Here is a 17,068-nt window from a genome sequence, read left to right on the forward strand (position 1 = left end):
TGAGACGCGAAACGGAATTCTCACCCGAGATCCCAGCTTTCCACCTGTTGGCAGCAGAATTGGCGTGGATATCGCATGAACAGTGCACGCGGGAAATGGCGTCGTACGAGAAGGATGTGTACTACTACCGAGAAAGCCTTCCCCGTGTCGCGGAGTCTTACGAGCGATTCAAGGCAAGTTGTGCGAGCGAGGTGGGTGACCGGGCGGTGTCCATTCATCTCGGTGGACAGCGGCCGGTTCAACAAGATCACGATGGGCTGCGGAAGCACGGCGTCTTTTGCAAATGTGCTTGACGAGCATGCTGTTGCGATAGCCTCCAGATAGCTTCAGCATTACCGCCCAACGAGCGGTTTCGACCGTCGCTTCGCGTAATCCGCCGGTGGGCACAATCGTAAATTTTTCGCCAAAACGTCTGTAGCTCTTTGACGAGAAAGGTGAATCCGACTCGGCGCTACTTAGGAATTGCTTTCGCTGAAAGTGGTAAACGTACCTGAAACGTCGTCGCGCGCGGCTGCGAGTTGACGAGAATCGTTCCGCCGTGCCGATTGACAACGATGCGGTAGGCAATATCGAGGCCCAGGCCAGTCCCCTGGCCAACCGGCTTGGTGGTAAAAAAGGGCTCAAACACCCGCGACTGGATCTCCGGCGGAATACCAGGACCGCTGTCAGTGATCTCGACCACCGCGTAGTCTCCCTCACGGCGCGTGGAGATGACAAGATCGCCGCAGCCTTCCATGGCGTCGACGGCGTTGTCGATAATATTGGTCCACACTTGATTGAGCTCGCTACCATACACCTGAAGACGGGGTAGGCTTCGATCGTATTCGCGCTTCACGGCGATGGCCTGAGTGAGCCGGTGGCGCATGATGGTGAGCGTATCCTCGATACCATCGTGGATGTCTGCCTCCTGTTGCGGCGCCTGGTCCATATATGCGTACGACTTGAGCGCCTTGACCATGTCGGAGATGTGCGCTGCGCTGCGCGTGGCTTCCTCCAGCAGCGCGCGCAGCTCGATCGTCGCACCGAGCCACCGCATACTTACGTTGAATTGTTCCGGAACCAGACTTTCGCCGAGCGGAGCGATGTCATCACACACGATTCCGCTCGCAATCAAGCTGGGGGCCACGAGCCAAGGCTTCGCGACCCCCTGGGCAGCCAGCCAATCGCTCAACGTGCTTTCCTGAGCGCTTCTCGCCAGGTCGTCCGGGGGTGACTGTGTCGCCTTGGTACCAGCACGCGCGCTCAAGGCGTGAATGGCTCTGATTGCCTCGTGGGGAATCGAGCTGAGGCTGAGGGCATAGAGCGATTCATTCAGAACATCGCGAACCTCGTTCGCGCGGTCAGCCGCGCGCGCCAGTGCCGCGGCCGGGTTGTTCAGCTCGTGCGCAAGGGCAGCCGCCAGCATACCCAATGCAGCCATCTTCTCTCGGGTGCGCAGCAATGCCTCAAGGTTGGTGAGGCGCTCAGCCGTGGCGCGGAAGATGGTTCTGCTGAAGGAGTCACAGCACGCGAGCAACTCGCGGAGCACCTGCTCGGAGAGCCGGACCAGGTGGCTGTCGGACTCGGCCTTGAGCGTCGTCAACGATGGTGTCCCCGCGAGCAATGGCACCGCACCACAGAAGCTTGGCGCAACGTATCGACGAACCGGCATCTGCTGCCCGTCGATTAGTTTGCTCGCCACAATTTCGCCGTCCAGGATGACAAAAAAGCCGCGAAACGTCTCGCCTTCGCTGCGAAGCACTTCCCCTGCTTTGACGCGCACGTCCTCAACGTTCGCTTGCAGCCACTGCATGCGCTCTTCGGATAGGTCCGCAAAGAGCGGCATCTCGCGTAAATTTTGCAGCGCAACCATAGGTTCACCAACTCTTAGTGAACGAAATACACTGTGCCTTATGACGTGACTGAATTGTGGCCATGAACCCATGGTTTCGCAATGGGCCGATTGCTCTGCCGTCATATCACTAAAAGAAAGCGCTGGTGAGGCTGGGGATTGCAGCACTGGAAGACAAGATCGTCCAGTGCGCGGTGGTCGAAGTGCTGAACGCGATCTATGAGGAAGACTTCTTCGGGTTCTCGTACGGGTTCCGGCCCGGACGTAGCCAGCACGATGCGTGGCGCTTGAGCGCGACGCCGGGTTTTTCAATCGCGGGGCGGGCGCAAAGAGGCTTTCGTTGGCGCAGGCGTCGTGATCCTTGCCGGCGACCGTGGCCGGTGCTGCAGGTCATCCTGCGGATAGCGTCTGCGCTATCTCGTCCCAAGCCGCCGGATGGTTGGCGAGCGCAGGCCCGAGAAGTTTCAGTGGCCGACTGCCGCTCTTAAACGCCCGCCAGCGCCGGTAAATCAGAATCGCACGACGAGCGCTCCCACTGTGACCCGGCACGCAACAGGTGCGACGCGTTGTTGACGCTCACTGCGCTTTCCCTGCGCGTCGCGAAGCATACCGGATAGCGCGCGTTCTTTTTCTCGAGAATGACCTGGCTCAGGAATTCCGCGCTGTACGCTTTGAGCAAATGCGCATGGTGGGCCTCTATGTACGCGGCGATGCGCTCCCGTTCGCCGTCGATGGTTGTGAGCGACGTGAGGGTGCGCTCGTCCCAGCGAAACCGCAGACCCAGTTCCGCGAAAGCGGTGTTGTATGCGCAAAGCTGCGCCTGCATGTCCTGGTCGCGCTCGGTTTCATGTGCGCTCAGGCGCGAGTGGCTCATGATCGTCTCCTTCGGGCGGATGGCTTGCCAGAAGCATAGGATCGGCCATAAATAAACAACTGTTAAAGTTATTGTGACAAACCATAAATGTTTGCTTATGCGCGGAGTGAAGCCGACGCCGGCACGCTGTGCCCTGACTTTCGATTATCCGTTGGACTGACCGCGCAGCAGATCGGCGTCGACGTGGGTGATCTGCGCGATCTGCGTGGCGCCTTCGCCGATCAAGAATTCCTTGAACGCAAGCGCGACAGGGGCAGGCGTTTGCTCTTGCGGTGCACCACGTACCAGTGGAGCATCACCGGAAAGCCTTGTACGTCCGGTACGGCGAGGTGACCGACCTGCAGTTCCAGGCCGATGGTATGCGCGGAGAGGAAGCTGATGCCCATGCCTGCAATCACCGCCTGTTTGATCGTTTCCGTGCTCCTGATCTCCATGGCGACATTGAGCCTGGCGACTCCTCCCGCAAACCCGTCTTCCATCGAATGCCACGTGTCCGAGCCTTTTTCGCGGACGATGAACGGCTCTTTTGCGATCGTCGACTGAGGGATACGCTTGTTGCCCACAAGCGGGTGTCGGGGCGGCGCGACGATCACATAAGGATGAGGCGCAAACGGTTCGTTGCGCGTATCGAGGTCCTGCGGCGGCCGCACCATGATCGCGAGATCGGTCAAGTTGTTCGCCAGCTGATGCAGCAGTTCCTCGCGATTGTGCACCGCCAGGTTGAGCTTGACGTCGTCGTTGCGGCGCACGAATTCGCCCACCATTCGCGGGAAAAAATGGGCCCCCGCACTGATCACCGCAACGTTCAGTTGGCCGCCCGCAATGCCCTGCAGGCGGGTCATCACTTCGTCCATTTCGCGGAACTGCTCGATGATCGAGCGCGCGTAAGGAAGCATTTCGGAGCCCGCTGGAGTCAGATAAATTTTCCGGCCGAGCTGCTCGAACAGGGCCAGTCCGGCGTGCTCCTCCAGCTGTTTGACCTGGGTTGAGACGGCGGGCTGCGTCAGGTACAACTCGTCGGCCGCGCGCGAGAAGCTCAGATGCCGGGCGACCGTTTCGAAGATCTTGAGTTGGCGCAGGGTAGCGCTTTTCATGGCTGACGTTCGTTGAGGCACCGACGCATACAGGATGCCTGATGCAAACCATAAAATGTTTTAACTTTCACTGATCGCCGTTCTCGCGCAGCATGCCCCCAGATCCCGTGAAGACGCAACCACTTTTACAAGACCGTTTTGCGCGCCCCCGCCGGTCTTTTGTTGTTGGTGCGATCCCCATCTGACCGACCCTTAGCGCTTCATTGCCCGCGTGCATGCAAGCGATGAAGTGATTCGACAACGTAATTCAACGTGCCACTCGGGCGCGAAGAGTTCTAGAAAGAAAGGAGATGGAGACATGGGACATTCCAACGTGGACGAGCCGGGCAGCACAGCACTACGGCATAACCGGTGGGTCCAGCTGGCAATCGGCATCGTTTGCATGGGGCTGGTGGCGAACCTGCAGTATGCGTGGACCTTGTTCGTCGTGCCGATGGACGCGGCGCATCACTGGGGGCAGGCGGCAATTCAGACTGCGTTCACCATCTTCATCGTCACGGAAACCTGGCTCGTGCCAGTCGAAGGATGGCTCGTCGACAAGTTCGGGCCGCGTCCTGTCGTCATTGGCGGTTCGCTGTGTGCCGCACTCGGCTGGATCATTGACGCACACGCAGGCAGTCTGGGCGCACTGTACATCGCGGCGGTGATTGCGGGCGTTGGTGCGGGTTGCGTCTACGGCACCTGCGTCGGAACCGCGCTCAAGTGGTTTCCCGATAAACGCGGCCTGGCGGCGGGTCTGACTGCGGCTGGCTTTGGTGCCGGCGCGGCGGTTACGGTGATCCCGATTGCCAACATGATCCAGCGTTCCGGCTACGAGCACACGTTCATGTTCTTCGGCATTTTCCAGGGCGTCTGCATTCTGCTTCTCGCAACCTTGCTGGTGCGCCCGAAACCGCCCGCGAACGCGGTCGCCGCCAAACGCGTGGTGGCCACCAAACTCGACTACACCCCCGGCCAGATGATCCGTTCGCCGCTTTTCTGGGTGCTGTACCTGATGTTCGTCTTCGTGGCGGCAGGCGGCATCATTGCGACCGCGCAACTCGGCCCGATCGCCAAGGAATACGGCTTCGCGAAGTTGCCGGTCAGCCTGATGGGCATCACGCTGCCGTTGCTGACGATGACGCTGTCGATCGATAACCTGTGCAACGGTTTCACGCGTCCGCTGTGCGGCTTTCTGTCGGACAGGATCGGCCGCGAGAACACGATGTTCATGATCTTTCTCGGCGAAGGCATCGCGTTGCTCGGGCTGATGCAGTTCGGCCACAATCCGTACGCATTCATGTTCTTTGCAGCGGCCGTGTTCCTGTGCTGGGGCGAGATTTTCTCGATCTTCCCGGCGACCTGCGCGGACACGTTCGGCAGCAAATACGCGGCGGCCAATGCGGGGACGCTTTACACCGCAAAGGGCACAGCGTCGATGCTCGTGCCGATTGCTTCGGTGTTGTCGGCGAATGGCTCGTGGAACACGGTGTTCATCTGTGCGGCGGTCGTGTCGATTACAGCGGCGGTGTCCGCGAAATTCATCCTCGCGCCGATGAGACGGCGCTGGATCGACCGAACGGTCGAGGCCGGCGCGCTCGCCAAGGGATATCTCTGATTACCGGAAATGGACATGTGTGCGCCATGACGGCGTTGAAGCGCCAATAGCCGATCGAAATATCTGGGTGGTCGGATTGGGTTAGCACATGGCGACCACGGAAATATCCCGTCTTGATTGGATAAGGCCCCCGCCGGCCGGAGGCGGTCCGCGTAGCAGCACATAGGGAAGGTGGCGAGCAACCCGAATCGGCTGATTCTGCGCGTGATTCTCATCGGATCGAAATGGAGGTTTTGGGTGTGATATCTATTTTTATTATTAGTTAGCATAATTAATTAATATTGGAGGAGATGATGAGAATAAGGAATCTGAAACCGCGTCATGCGGCGGCTTCGCTATGCCTGTTTGCAGCTGGCAGCGTGACCTGTTCGGGAGGAGCATTCGCTCAGGCAAAAGCGGCGGATGACGACAAACAACAGATCCAGTTGTTGAAACAGCAAATGGAAGCGCTCAATAAGAAGCTCGATGCGCTGATGACAAAGCAAGCCCAGACAGCGAACAGTCAGCAGGCGGTCAGCCCCGCTGTCGCAAGCACAAACGCAGGTACAGGTACAGGTTCAGGTTCAAGCGCAAACACGGGTACAACCTCAGGCGCGCAAAAAACATCGGATGCCGACGCCTCCGGGTGGGGCGCCGGCATGCCGCCCAAGCTTAAGTCGTTGCTGGCTGCGCTGGGGGATATGGAGTTCTACGGCAATCTCGATCTTTCCGTGGACTATGCGACCAAGGGCCTCAAAGACTCGTATGTCACGCCGGGCGGGACTGTCGTCTCGCCTAGAGGGCATATGGGCTGGCAGCCCGACGTCTCATCCAATCTTTCCTATGTCGGCGTTCGCGGCAAGCGGCCATTCGGTTCCGACGCCAGCCTGGCCTTCGTCTATCAACTGGAAACCCAACTGGACATCTCGGCAACCTCAGGGTCTTCCAATTCGAACTCCGCTCAGGATTCAACCGTCAAGGGCGCCCTGACGTCGCGCAACAGCTTCATCGGCGTCGCATCGCCCGCCTGGGGCGCGTTGAAGATCGGCAAGACCGATGCGCCCTACAAAACGTCGACCGCACGCATGAATCCGTTTTCCGGCATGCTCGGCGATTACTCCGTCATCATGGGTAACACGGGCGGCGACAATCGCGTCGAATTCGGTACGCGGCTGGACCATGCGATCTGGTATGAGTCGCCCAGTTTCCATGGCTGGTCTCTCAACGCACTGGTTTCGCCCGGGCAAAACCGCGGTTACGAAAATTCGGTGCAGGCTTCGGGTGAGTCGAGTTGCACGGGCGGCAATGTCCCTGGTAGTGGGGGAAGTCCAATTGCGTGTAACGACGGCAGCTACGGGTCGGCCTACAGCGCGAACCTCGCCTATAGCAACGGCCCCCTGTACTTTACGACAGCCTATGAGATACACCTCGGCGTAAATCGCTCAAGCGATGTCACGAACACGCCTGCGGCGCTGGCTTCGCCCGATGGGACGGACCCCAACGATATCGGCAACGAATGGGCATTCAAGGTCGGTGCGCAATATAAATTCCCCACTCTGACCACGGTGAGCGCCATTTATGAAGTGATGCGCAGAAAGATTCCGGCCTACCTGCAAACACAGAACGAGCGGAGCCGTAATGGCTTCTGGCTCGCCCTGACGCAGGAAATCACCCCCAAGGACAGCGTGAGCGTCGGTTGGGCGCACGCCAATCGCACGCCGGGTGACCCGGGGCAACACAACACGGCTCCCGCCGACCCGAACGCTATCGGTATCCCGAATCCTTCCAACGGCGCCAATATGGTCACTGCGATGTACAAGCATGCGATCGACAAACATGCAACTGTGTATGCCGACTATGCCCTGGTCATCAATCAGGCGGCAGCGCACTATGCGCTGGGCGCAGGCGGGCGAAGCGTCACCGTCGATTGTCATGACGGCAGCTCGATCTCCCAGGGTGCGCCGTTTTGCTACGCGGGCGGCAGAGAAATGGGTTTCTCCGTCGGGCTGAATTACAAGTTCTGAAAGCGCTGTCAACCTGGCGGAGGCGGAGACGTAAGCAGTCGGGGGCGTCTCGGGGTACCCAGGATTCGGATTTCGTACGCCTGGGTACGCTCCAAGCTGATCGTCGCCGGCAGCTCGTCGTGCCGTCCGTTTCCGAGCCGCCTACGGACGCCGCGCCGTCCGCCAGCGCTGTTAAAGGGCGGGTCTGTGAGCGTCGCGTCCGTCACTGGCGCCCGTCGCCTCGACTGTTTCTTTCCGGTCACCTTCCATCGCTGCAGCGTCACCGCCTTCCGCTGCCATCCCACACCTTCCAGCGCACTTCGCAGACGATTACAAAAAGCGCCTTGAACTCCCCATATACGGAATATAATATTCTGTATATCTAAGCTACGCGCGGATGGCATATCAGGCCGCGGCAGCCACACAGGAGGACAGCCGCGCCGGCCTGTCGGCAGAAGATTCGGGCGGCGGGCCCGGCAAGACCGTCACAATGGGTTATCCGAATCTGGGGAAGCAAATTATCAATGTCTGATGATACGCAAACCGGTGTCCGCCCAGCGCCCCTCACACTGGCGCTAGTACCGATCAATGCTTCGGCTTCGTTGCGCGATCAGGCGTACGCAAAGCTGAAGCAGGCCATCGCCGACGCCGACATCTATCATTCGCGCGAGGAAATCCGGCTCGACGAAAAGGAACTGACTGAAGCGCTCGGCGTGAGCCGCACGCCAGTTCGCGAAGCCATGACGCTGCTCGAGCAGGAAGGTTTCCTGCGGACGGTGCCGCGGCGCGGAATCTATATCCAGCGCAAGACGAAGAAAGAAATCGTCGACATGATTTGCATGTGGGCGGCGCTCGAAAGCATGGCGGCCCGGCTTGCGACGCTGCGCGCGTCCGATGAGGACATCGCGGTGCTGAGGCATATGTTCGACAATTTTCGCGACACGACGCCGGCCGAGCACATCGAGGAGTATTCGGAAGCGAACATCGCGTTTCACCAGTCAATTGTCCAGCTGTCGCAATCGCAGATCCTCCTGGACACGATGAAGAACCTCTTCGTGCATGTGCGCGCGATCCGGAAGATAACGATCGCGCAGAGTGACCGCGCGTTGCGCTCGATCGTCGATCACATGCGCATCATCGAAGCACTCGAGAAGCGCGACACCGAGCTGGTCGAGCGGCTCGTGCGCCAGCACTCGCTCGATCTCGCGGCGTTCGTCGAAGCCAACTGCGACTTCCTCGACTGACGACGCGATGTCCTTTGGGTGCTGAATCAAGAGGGCAACCGGAGAGAGGGCGACCGGAGCACACCAACCCGAAGCACCGGAGCGGCGAAGCGCTGAAACGCCCGACGCGTTGCAGCGCTTCTCCTTCTCGCCCTGCACCTTGTTCACAGGCGCCTACCGGGTGTCCCTCGCGCTTACCGGGTGCCCCTCATCGCACACGAACCATCGTGTCGCCCAACGTGGCCAGTGAAGCGGCCACGTGAATACCCGCCGGTTTCATTGCGTCGAACTTTGCGGTCGCCGAGCCTGCGCGGCCGCGAGATGATCGCGCCCGCGTGGTTCGCGCGTGCAGCTGCGCCGGGTTCGAGCGCCGACGCGCTTCTGGGTGTCTGGCAGCGCGTGATTTGAAATACGAAATATTACATTCCATTGACCGCTCGATTGGTACACCCATCGATGCGGGCCCGTCAGAATTCGACGCTCGAAGGCCAATTTCGGCGTTATCAAAGCTTTGTGCGCCGCAAATCGATTTTCGTGGGTCGCCTTTGAATTCGGGCGTTTCACGTCCATCGCAGCGCAGCAATGACATCACGGCATCAAAATGCGCTTGAACAAATACTGTGTGTGGAATATTGTATATCACGATGCACGCCACGACCCGTTGAGGAGAGACGCCATGCCAGAGCCCGGGGACATCCTGCCGCAGAGCACCTCATCGACCGCAATGACGGCCGGGTTGATGAAGGCTTGCACATCCTCCGCGTCCTCCACCTGCAGGTTGCCGTAACGACGGCCCGCCGCGCAGCACAAGTTCAATAGAAGGCAAGACAGCGAGACATCTCAACATGACAAACGACGCACAAGCTACCGAGACGACCGACGGATTCCACATCGTCATCGATGCGCTGAAACTGAACGACATCCACACCATCTTCGGACTGGTCGGTATCCCGATCACCGACCTGGCGCGGCTTGCGCAGGCGGAAGGGATGCGTTTCATCGGCTTCCGTCACGAACAGCACGCGGGCAATGCGGCGGCCATTGCCGGTTTCATGACGCAGAAACCGGGCATCTGCCTGACGGTGTCGGCGCCGGGCTTTCTGAACGGCCTGACGGCGCTCGCCAACGCGACCACCAACTGCTTTCCGATGATCCTGATCAGCGGCTCGAGCGAGCGCGAAATCGTCGATCTGCAGCAGGGCGACTACGAAGAAATGGACCAGTTGAATGCGGCCAGGCCGTACGCGAAGGCCGCGTATCGCGTGCTGCATGCGGAAGACATCGGCATCGGCGTGGCGCGTGCGATTCGTGCCGCGGTGTCGGGCCGCCCGGGTGGCGTGTATCTGGACTTGCCGGCCAGGCTGCTCGCGCAAACGCTGGATGCCGTGAAGGCGCAGCAGTCGCTGGTGCGCGTGGTCGACGCCGCGCCGCGTCAGTTGCCGGCGCCGGAATCGGTCAAGCGTGCGATCGATGTGCTGAAGAGCGCCAGGCGTCCGCTGATCCTGCTCGGCAAGGGGGCGGCGTACGCGCAGGCTGACGCGGAGATCCGCGCGTTTGTCGAACAAAGCGGCATTCCGTATCTGCCGATGTCGATGGCCAAGGGCCTGCTGCCCGATACGCACGAGCAATCGGCGTCGGCGGCGCGCTCGTTCGTGCTGCAGGAAGCCGATGTCGTCGTGCTGATCGGCGCGCGGCTGAACTGGCTGCTGGCGCACGGCAAGGGCAAAACGTGGGGCGCGGAGCCGAAGAAGTTCGTCCAGGTCGATATTTCGCCGACCGAAATCGACAGCAACGTCGCGATTGCCGCGCCGGTGATCGGCGATATCGGCTCGTGCGTGGCGGCGCTGCGCGCAGGCCTCGATGCGGGCTTCGCGAAGCCGGGCGCCGAGTGGACCGGCGCGATCGCCGAGCGCAAGAACAGGAATCTCGCCAAGATGGCCGCGACGCTCGAGAAGAACCCGTCGCCGATGAATTTCCACAGCGCGTTGCGCGCGATCCGCGATGTGCTGAAGACGCGCCCGGACATCAACGTCGTCAACGAAGGCGCGAACACGCTCGACTACGCGCGCAGCATCATCGACATGTACGAGCCGCGCAAACGCTTCGATTCGGGCACGTGGGGAATCATGGGCATCGGCATGGGCTTCGCGATCGGCGCGGCGGTGACGAGCGGCAAACCGGTTGTCGCGATCGAAGGCGACAGCGCGTTCGGATTCAGCGGCATGGAACTCGAAACCATCTGCCGTTACGACCTGCCGGTTTGCACGATCGTATTCAACAACAACGGCGTGTATCGCGGCACCGACGTGAACCCGACGGGCGGCAAGGACGTCGCGCCGACCGTGTTCGTGAAGGGGGCGCGCTACGACAGGATGATCGAGGCCTTCGGCGGGGTCGGCTACAACGCGACCACAGCGGAAGAACTGACGAAGGCGCTCGTCGAAGCGATCGCATCGGGCAAGCCGACCTTGATCAACGCCGTCATCGATGAAGCGGCGGGCACCGAAAGCGGCCGCCTGACCAATCTGAACCCGCAAAGCGCGGCGATGAAAAAGTAATCCAGGGCAACCACGGAGATATCAAAGTGACCAAACCTCTCGAAGGCATCAAGATCATCGACTTCACCCACGTTCAGGCCGGCCCCGCGTGCACCCAGTTGCTCGCCTGGTTCGGCGCCGACGTGATCAAGGTTGAAAGACCGGGTTCGGGCGACGTCACGCGCAACCAGCTGCGCGACATCCCCGACGCCGACGCGCTGTACTTCACGATGCTCAACAGCAACAAGAAGTCGCTGACGTTGGATACGAAAAAGCCCGAAGGCAAGGAAGTACTCGAAAAGCTGATTCGCGAATCGGACGTGCTGGTCGAAAATTTCGGTCCGGGCGCGTTGGACCGGATGGGCTTTTCGTGGGAGCGCCTGAACGAACTCAATCCGAAGATGATCGTCGCTTCGGTGAAGGGCTTCAGCGACGGCCATCACTACGACGACCTGAAGGTCTACGAAAACGTCGCGCAATGCGCCGGCGGCGCGGCGTCCACCACCGGCTTCTGGGACGGTCCGCCGACCATCAGCGCCGCGGCGCTCGGCGACAGCAACACCGGCATGCATCTGGCGATCGGCATTCTGACGGCGCTGCTCGGGCGCGACAAAACCGGCAAGGGCCAGAAGGTCGCGGTGTCGATGCAGGACAGCGTGCTGAACCTGTGCCGCGTGAAGCTGCGGGACCAGCAGCGGCTGGAGCGCGTGGGTTATCTCGAGGAATATCCGCAATATCCGCACGGCGAATTCAGCGATGTGGTGCCGCGCGGCGGCAATGCGGGCGGCGGCGGTCAGCCGGGCTGGGTGCTCAAGTGCAAGGGCTGGGAAACGGATCCGAACGCCTATATCTACTTCACGATCCAGGGCCACGCGTGGGAGCCGATCTGCAAGGCACTCGGCAAACCCGAGTGGATCGACGACCCGGCTTACAAGACCGCTGAAGCACGTCAACCGCATATCTTCGAGATCTTTGCGACCATCGAGGAATGGCTCGCCGACAAGACCAAATTCGAAGCGGTCGACATCCTGCGCAAGTTCGACATTCCATGCGCGCCGGTGCTGACAATGAAGGAACTGGCCAACGATCCGTCATTGCGCGCGAGCGGCACGATCGTCGAAGTGCCGCACAAGAAACGCGGCACGTATCTGACGGTCGGCAGCCCGATCAAGTTCTCGGATCTGAAGCCGGAAGTCACCGCGTCGCCGCTGCTCGGCGAACACACGGACGAAGTGCTGGCGAGCCTTGGCTACAGCCAGCAGGAAATCTTCAACCTGCGCGAAGTCAAGGCTGTTTGACGGCGCAAGCAGGTAGAACTCGACGTATCTGAAGTTTCATTTTCGGAGCCTGCATGTACGGCGCCCCGAGCGGGCGCCATACCGACTTGAATAGCCGCTTTTCCAAATCCGGACAGCCTCCATGCAAACAGTCATCGACCTCGAGCAACTGGTCGCAGCAATTGGCGATGCGATCATCATTTCAGATGCCAAAGGAAGCATCACACTGTGGAACCCTGCTGCCGAGCGCATGTTTGGTTTCACGCAAAGCGAGGCCTTGGGGCAGTCGCTGGACCTGATCATTCCGCAACGTTTGCGCGAACGTCACTGGGACGGCTATCACAAGACCATGGCAACCGGGCAAACCCGCTATGGCCACGACGTATTGCGGGTGCCCGCCGTGCATAAAGATGGTCGCGCCATGTCGATTGCATTTACGGTGGCCTTGCTGCATTCCCCGCAACATGAACTGACGGGGATTGTCGCCGTGATTCGCGACGAAACCAGCCGTTTCCAGGAGGAGCGCAATCTGCGCAAACGCCTGGCCGAACTGGAAGCCCAAGCGGGAGCGTAACGCAGCGCCAGCCGCGTCGATCCGGTTGACTTTCTCTCGTGACGATCTATCAGGAAGCATCCGATGCACGTCGAAGTACTGGGACAATACCGGCTCGAGTTGTCCGCGAGGCAGTGGATCCACAACGGCGGCTGGACCGCCTACGTGGCGATTCGCACGGCCGAAGAAAATCATCCGGCACAACCCGATCTCCTGCCGTACCAGCGGGTCGTCGACGAGGCTGTCTTTGAAAGCGAGGAAGCCGCCATCGCCGGCGCGCGTCGCGTGGCGCTGGCGCTGCTCAGTCCGGCAACCCGGTAGCCCGGGCGTGCAGGGCGGGTACAGATCAATTTAGGGGAACGCGAGATGGGCAAAGCATTGGAGGATGTGAGAATCCTCGACTTCACGCACGTGCAATCGGGGCCGACGTGCACCCAGTTGCTGGCGTGGTTCGGCGCGGATGTGATCAAGGTGGAGCGCGCCGGCGCGGGCGACGTCACGCGCGAGCAACTGAGGGATATCCCCGAGGCGGACAGCCTGTACTTCACGATGCTCAACCACAACAAGCGTTCGGTCACGATCGACACGAAGAACCCCGAGGGCAAGCAGGTGCTCGAAGCGTTGATCCAGAAGTGCGACGTGCTGGTGGAGAACTTCGCGCCGGGCGCGCTCGACCGGATGGGCTTCACGTGGGAGCGCATCCAGGCGCTCAATCCGCGCATGATCGTGGCGTCGGTCAAGGGGTTCGGCCCAGGGCCTTATGAAGACTGCAAGGTCTACGAGAACGTCGCGCAATGCGTGGGCGGCGCGGCCTCGACCACCGGCTTCGACGACGGTCCGCCGGTTGTCACCGGCGCCCAGATCGGCGACAGCGGCACCGGGCTGCATCTTGCGCTTGGCATTGTCACCGCGCTGTATCAGCGAAAAACGACAGGGCGTGGTCAACACGTGCTCGCCGCGATGCAGGACGGCGTGCTCAATCTGTGCCGCGTGAAACTGCGCGACCAGCAGCGCCTCGAGCGCACCGGCGCGATGCGCGAATATCCGCAACATCCGAACGGCACCTTCGGCGAAGCGGTACCGCGCGCGGGTAACGCGTCGGGCGGTGGTCAGCCGGGCTGGATTCTGAAGTGCAAGGGCTGGGAAACGGACCCGAACGCGTACATCTACTTCATCACCCAGGCGCCGGTGTGGGCAAAGATCTGCAACGTGATCGGCAAGGAGGAATGGGCCACCGATCCGAACTACGCGACGCCCGCCGCGCGCCTGCCGCATCTGAAGGAGATCTTCGCCGAGATCGAGCGCTGGACGATGACGAAGACGAAGTTCGAGGCGATGGAAATCCTCAACAGGTATGACATTCCGTGCGGCCCGATCCTGTCGATGAAGGAGATCGCCGAGGAGCCGTCGCTGCGTAAGACCGGCACGATCGTCGAGGTCGATCATCCGGTGCGCGGCAAGTATCTGACGGTCGGCAATCCGATCAAGCTGTCGGACAGTCCGACCGAGGTCACGCGCTCGCCGCTGCTGGGCGAACACACCGACGAGGTGATGGCCGAACTCGGTTACCACCCGGATCAGATCGCGCATTTACGTGCGGTCGGCGCGATATGAGCGCGTAAGCCAACCGTCGGCACGCGTTTGACGCGCCGCACGCCGTACAAGACATCGCCGCGCGACCGGTCTGATCGGTCGCGTGATTGCAGCAAAAAAAATCGAAGGAGACATTCCCATGAAATCGTGGATACGTTTTCGGCTCGCCGATGGCCATACTGGCTTCGGCGTGCTGGAAGACCATCGCGTCACTGAATACGAAGGCGACATGTTCGGCGACGCGGTCCCAAGCGCCAACGTACTGAGCTTCGATGACGTGACGCTGCTCAATCCGTGTGTTCCTACGAAGGTGGTCGCGTTGTGGAACAACTTCCGCGCGCTGTCGGAGAAGCTCGGCAAGGCCGCGCCTTCCCATCCGCTATTTCTGATCAAGCCCTCCACCTCCGTAATCGGCCCGGGCGAACCCATCCAGCGGCCACAAGCCTACGGCGGCAAGATCGCGTACGAAGGGGAACTCGCGATCGTGATCGGCAAGCGCTGCCGCAACGTCCCGGTAGACGAGGCGAACGATTACATTTTCGGTTACACGTGCATCAACGACGTGACCGCGGCCGAACTCCTGAACGAAGACCCCAACTTTGCGCAATGGTGCCGCTCGAAGGGCTTCGATACGTTTAGCTGCATCGGTCCTGCGATCCAGCGGGATTTCGACTGGCGTAAAGCACACGTCGTGACGCGGCTCGACGACGTCGAGCGGCAGAACTATCCGCTGTCGGACATGATCTTCTCGCCCGCCGAACAGGTCAGCCTGATCTCGCACGATATGACGCTGTTGCCCGGCGACGTCATTGCTATCGGCACATCGATTGGCATCGGCTCGATCAAGGACGGCTCGACGGTCGAGGTGTCGATCGAAGGGATCGGCGTGCTGTCGAACACGCTGTCATCAGGGGCCTGACATGGCGATGACGATTGCAGTGCCGCGCGAAGTCCGCGCGGGCGAACGCCGCGTCGCGGCGACGCCCGAAACCGTCGGCCAGTTGCTGAAGCTCGGCTTCGCGGTGAACGTCGAAGCGGGCGCGGGCCTTAGGGCATCATTCGACGATGACGCGTATCGCGCGGCCGGCGCGCAGGTGGTCAGCGACACCCGTGCGTTGTGGACCGATGCCGATATCGTGATCAAGGTGCGCGCGCCCGAACTGAATCCGGAGCTCGGGCTGGATGAAGCGACCTTGCTGAAAAAAGGCGCGACGCTGATCAGCTTCATCTGGCCCGCGCAGAACCCGGCGCTGCTCGCGCAGCTCGCCGACGGCGGCACGAGCGTGCTGGCGATGGACTGTGTGCCGCGCATTTCGCGCGCGCAGAAGCTCGATGCGCTTAGCTCGATGGCGAACATGGCCGGTTACCGCGCGGTGATCGAAGCCGCGCAGCATTTCGGGCGCGTCTTCACCGGACAGATCACCGCTGCGGGCAAGATGCCGCCCGCAAAAGTGATGGTGATCGGCGCGGGTGTCGCCGGGCTCGCTGCAATCGGTGCGGCGCGCGGCTTGGGCGCGATCGTGCGTGCGTTCGACACACGTCCTGAAGTCGAGCAGCAGGTCGAAAGCATGGGCGCCGAGTTTCTCAAGCTCGATGTCGAAGAGGAAGGCAGCGGCTCCGGCGGTTACGCGAAGCAGATGAGCGCGAAGTTCATCGAAGCGGAGATGGCGCTGTTCGCCGCGCAGGCGAAGGACGTCGACATCATCATCACCACCGCGCTGATTCCGGGCAAGCCGGCTCCCAAGCTCATTACTGCGGCGATGGTCGAAGGCATGCGGCCAGGCAGCGTGATCGTCGACATGGCCGCGGAGCAGGGCGGCAATTGCGAACTGACGCAGCCGGGCGAGGTGGTATCGGTCAAGGGCGTGACGATCATCGGTTACACCGATTTGCCGAGCCGGATGGCGACGCAATCGAGTCAGCTCTACGGCACCAACATTCGCCATCTTTTGACCGATCTGACGCCGCAGAAGGATGGCGTGGCCCGCATCGAAATGGATGACGACGTGATGCGCGGCGCGACCGTCGTGTATCAAGGCGCTGTCAGCTGGCCGCCGCCCCCGCCGAAACAGGCCGCGATCGCCGCGCATCGCCCGCCGCCCGACAAGCCCGCGGCGAGCCCCGTCGATCCCGCGGAACAAGCGGCCGCTGCGGCTCGCTCGCGGTATACATCGCTCGTCTTGCTAGCGGTCGCGGCGTTGGCGCTGCTGGCGCTCGGCGCGGTGGCACCGCCCGCGTTCGTCGCGCATCTGACGGTGTTCGTGCTGGCGGTATTCGTCGGCTACCAGGTGGTCTGGAATGTGACGCCGGCGCTGCACACGCCGCTGATGAGCGTGACCAACGCGATCAGCGGAATCATCGTGATTGGCGCGCTGCTGCAACTCGGCACGCCGAATGTGCTGGTAACGGTGCTGGGCGGCGTCGCTTTGCTGGTTGCCACGATCAACATCGCGGGCGGGTTTCTCGTGACCCAACGCATGTTGAAGATGTTCCAGCGCAACTAAGGA

The 17,068-nt window shown here is 61.2% G+C and carries 12 protein-coding genes and 2 pseudogenes; 10 read left to right on the plus strand and 4 right to left on the minus strand.

All coding sequences use genetic code 11. The features are described 5' to 3' along the window. Positions 1 to 451 precede the first annotated feature (451 nt). The 3 genes and pseudogenes from WN982_RS26580 to WN982_RS26595 form a co-directional block, all read right to left on the minus strand. Positions 452 to 1,852 carry an ATP-binding protein gene (locus WN982_RS26580; RefSeq protein WP_341318585.1) on the minus strand — a complete coding sequence of 467 codons (1,401 nt, stop codon included), beginning with the start codon at positions 1,850 to 1,852 and terminating at the stop codon, positions 452 to 454. Positions 1,853 to 2,315: 463 nt separating this feature from the next. Beyond that, positions 2,316 to 2,705, minus strand: a complete 390-nt coding sequence (locus WN982_RS26590) for a hypothetical protein (RefSeq protein WP_341318586.1) — start codon at positions 2,703 to 2,705, stop codon at positions 2,316 to 2,318. 144 nt (positions 2,706 to 2,849) lie between these two features. Further along, a pseudogene (locus WN982_RS26595) lies at positions 2,850 to 3,799 on the minus strand (LysR family transcriptional regulator). A 298-nt stretch (positions 3,800 to 4,097) separates the two neighbouring features. On the opposite strand from WN982_RS26595, the gene oxlT reads away from it, so the two are divergent. The 3 genes from oxlT (at position 4,098) to WN982_RS26610 (ending at position 8,622) form a co-directional block, all read left to right on the plus strand. After that, positions 4,098 to 5,396 carry an oxalate/formate MFS antiporter gene (oxlT, locus tag WN982_RS26600; RefSeq protein WP_341318587.1) on the plus strand — a complete coding sequence of 433 codons (1,299 nt, stop codon included), beginning with the start codon at positions 4,098 to 4,100 and terminating at the stop codon, positions 5,394 to 5,396. Between the two features lie 293 nt (positions 5,397 to 5,689). Next, positions 5,690 to 7,399 carry a porin gene (locus WN982_RS26605; protein ID WP_341318588.1) on the plus strand — a complete coding sequence of 570 codons (1,710 nt, stop codon included), beginning with the start codon at positions 5,690 to 5,692 and terminating at the stop codon, positions 7,397 to 7,399. Positions 7,400 to 7,902: 503 nt separating this feature from the next. Beyond that, on the plus strand, positions 7,903 to 8,622 hold the full coding sequence (locus WN982_RS26610) for a GntR family transcriptional regulator (protein WP_341318589.1): 720 nt from the start codon (positions 7,903 to 7,905) through the stop codon (positions 8,620 to 8,622). A gap of 187 nt (positions 8,623 to 8,809) precedes the next feature. Here the strand turns inward: WN982_RS26610 and WN982_RS26615 are convergent. Continuing rightward, positions 8,810 to 8,939, minus strand: a pseudogene (locus WN982_RS26615) (succinate--CoA ligase subunit alpha); the annotation flags it as partial. Positions 8,940 to 9,446: 507 nt separating this feature from the next. On the opposite strand from WN982_RS26615, the gene oxc reads away from it, so the two are divergent. From oxc to WN982_RS26650, 7 genes are all read left to right on the plus strand, one after another. After that, positions 9,447 to 11,159: an oxalyl-CoA decarboxylase gene (gene oxc / locus WN982_RS26620; RefSeq protein ID WP_341318590.1), complete on the plus strand. Its 1,713-nt coding sequence runs from the start codon at positions 9,447 to 9,449 to the stop codon at positions 11,157 to 11,159. Positions 11,160 to 11,185: 26 nt separating this feature from the next. Further along, entirely contained in the window at positions 11,186 to 12,436 is a 1,251-nt protein-coding gene (gene frc / locus WN982_RS26625) for a formyl-CoA transferase (RefSeq protein ID WP_341317832.1), read from the plus strand. Positions 12,437 to 12,557: 121 nt separating this feature from the next. Then, positions 12,558 to 12,989, plus strand: coding sequence for a PAS domain-containing protein (locus WN982_RS26630; RefSeq protein WP_341318591.1), 432 nt, complete (start codon positions 12,558 to 12,560; stop codon positions 12,987 to 12,989). Between the two features lie 63 nt (positions 12,990 to 13,052). Continuing rightward, positions 13,053 to 13,289, plus strand: a complete 237-nt coding sequence (locus WN982_RS26635; protein ID WP_341318592.1) for a hypothetical protein — start codon at positions 13,053 to 13,055, stop codon at positions 13,287 to 13,289. A 45-nt stretch (positions 13,290 to 13,334) separates the two neighbouring features. Then, positions 13,335 to 14,582 carry a formyl-CoA transferase gene (gene frc, locus WN982_RS26640; RefSeq protein WP_341318593.1) on the plus strand — a complete coding sequence of 416 codons (1,248 nt, stop codon included), beginning with the start codon at positions 13,335 to 13,337 and terminating at the stop codon, positions 14,580 to 14,582. A gap of 118 nt (positions 14,583 to 14,700) precedes the next feature. Next, positions 14,701 to 15,480, plus strand: a complete 780-nt coding sequence (locus WN982_RS26645) for a fumarylacetoacetate hydrolase family protein (RefSeq protein WP_341318594.1) — start codon at positions 14,701 to 14,703, stop codon at positions 15,478 to 15,480. A gap of 1 nt (position 15,481) precedes the next feature. Continuing rightward, a complete protein-coding gene (locus WN982_RS26650) occupies positions 15,482 to 17,065 on the plus strand; it encodes a Re/Si-specific NAD(P)(+) transhydrogenase subunit alpha (RefSeq protein WP_341318595.1) in 1,584 nt (527 codons plus the stop codon). Positions 17,066 to 17,068 lie beyond the last annotated feature (3 nt).

Source organism: Paraburkholderia sp. IMGN_8, from assembly GCF_038050405.1.
Classification (GTDB): Bacteria; Pseudomonadota; Gammaproteobacteria; order Burkholderiales; family Burkholderiaceae; genus Paraburkholderia.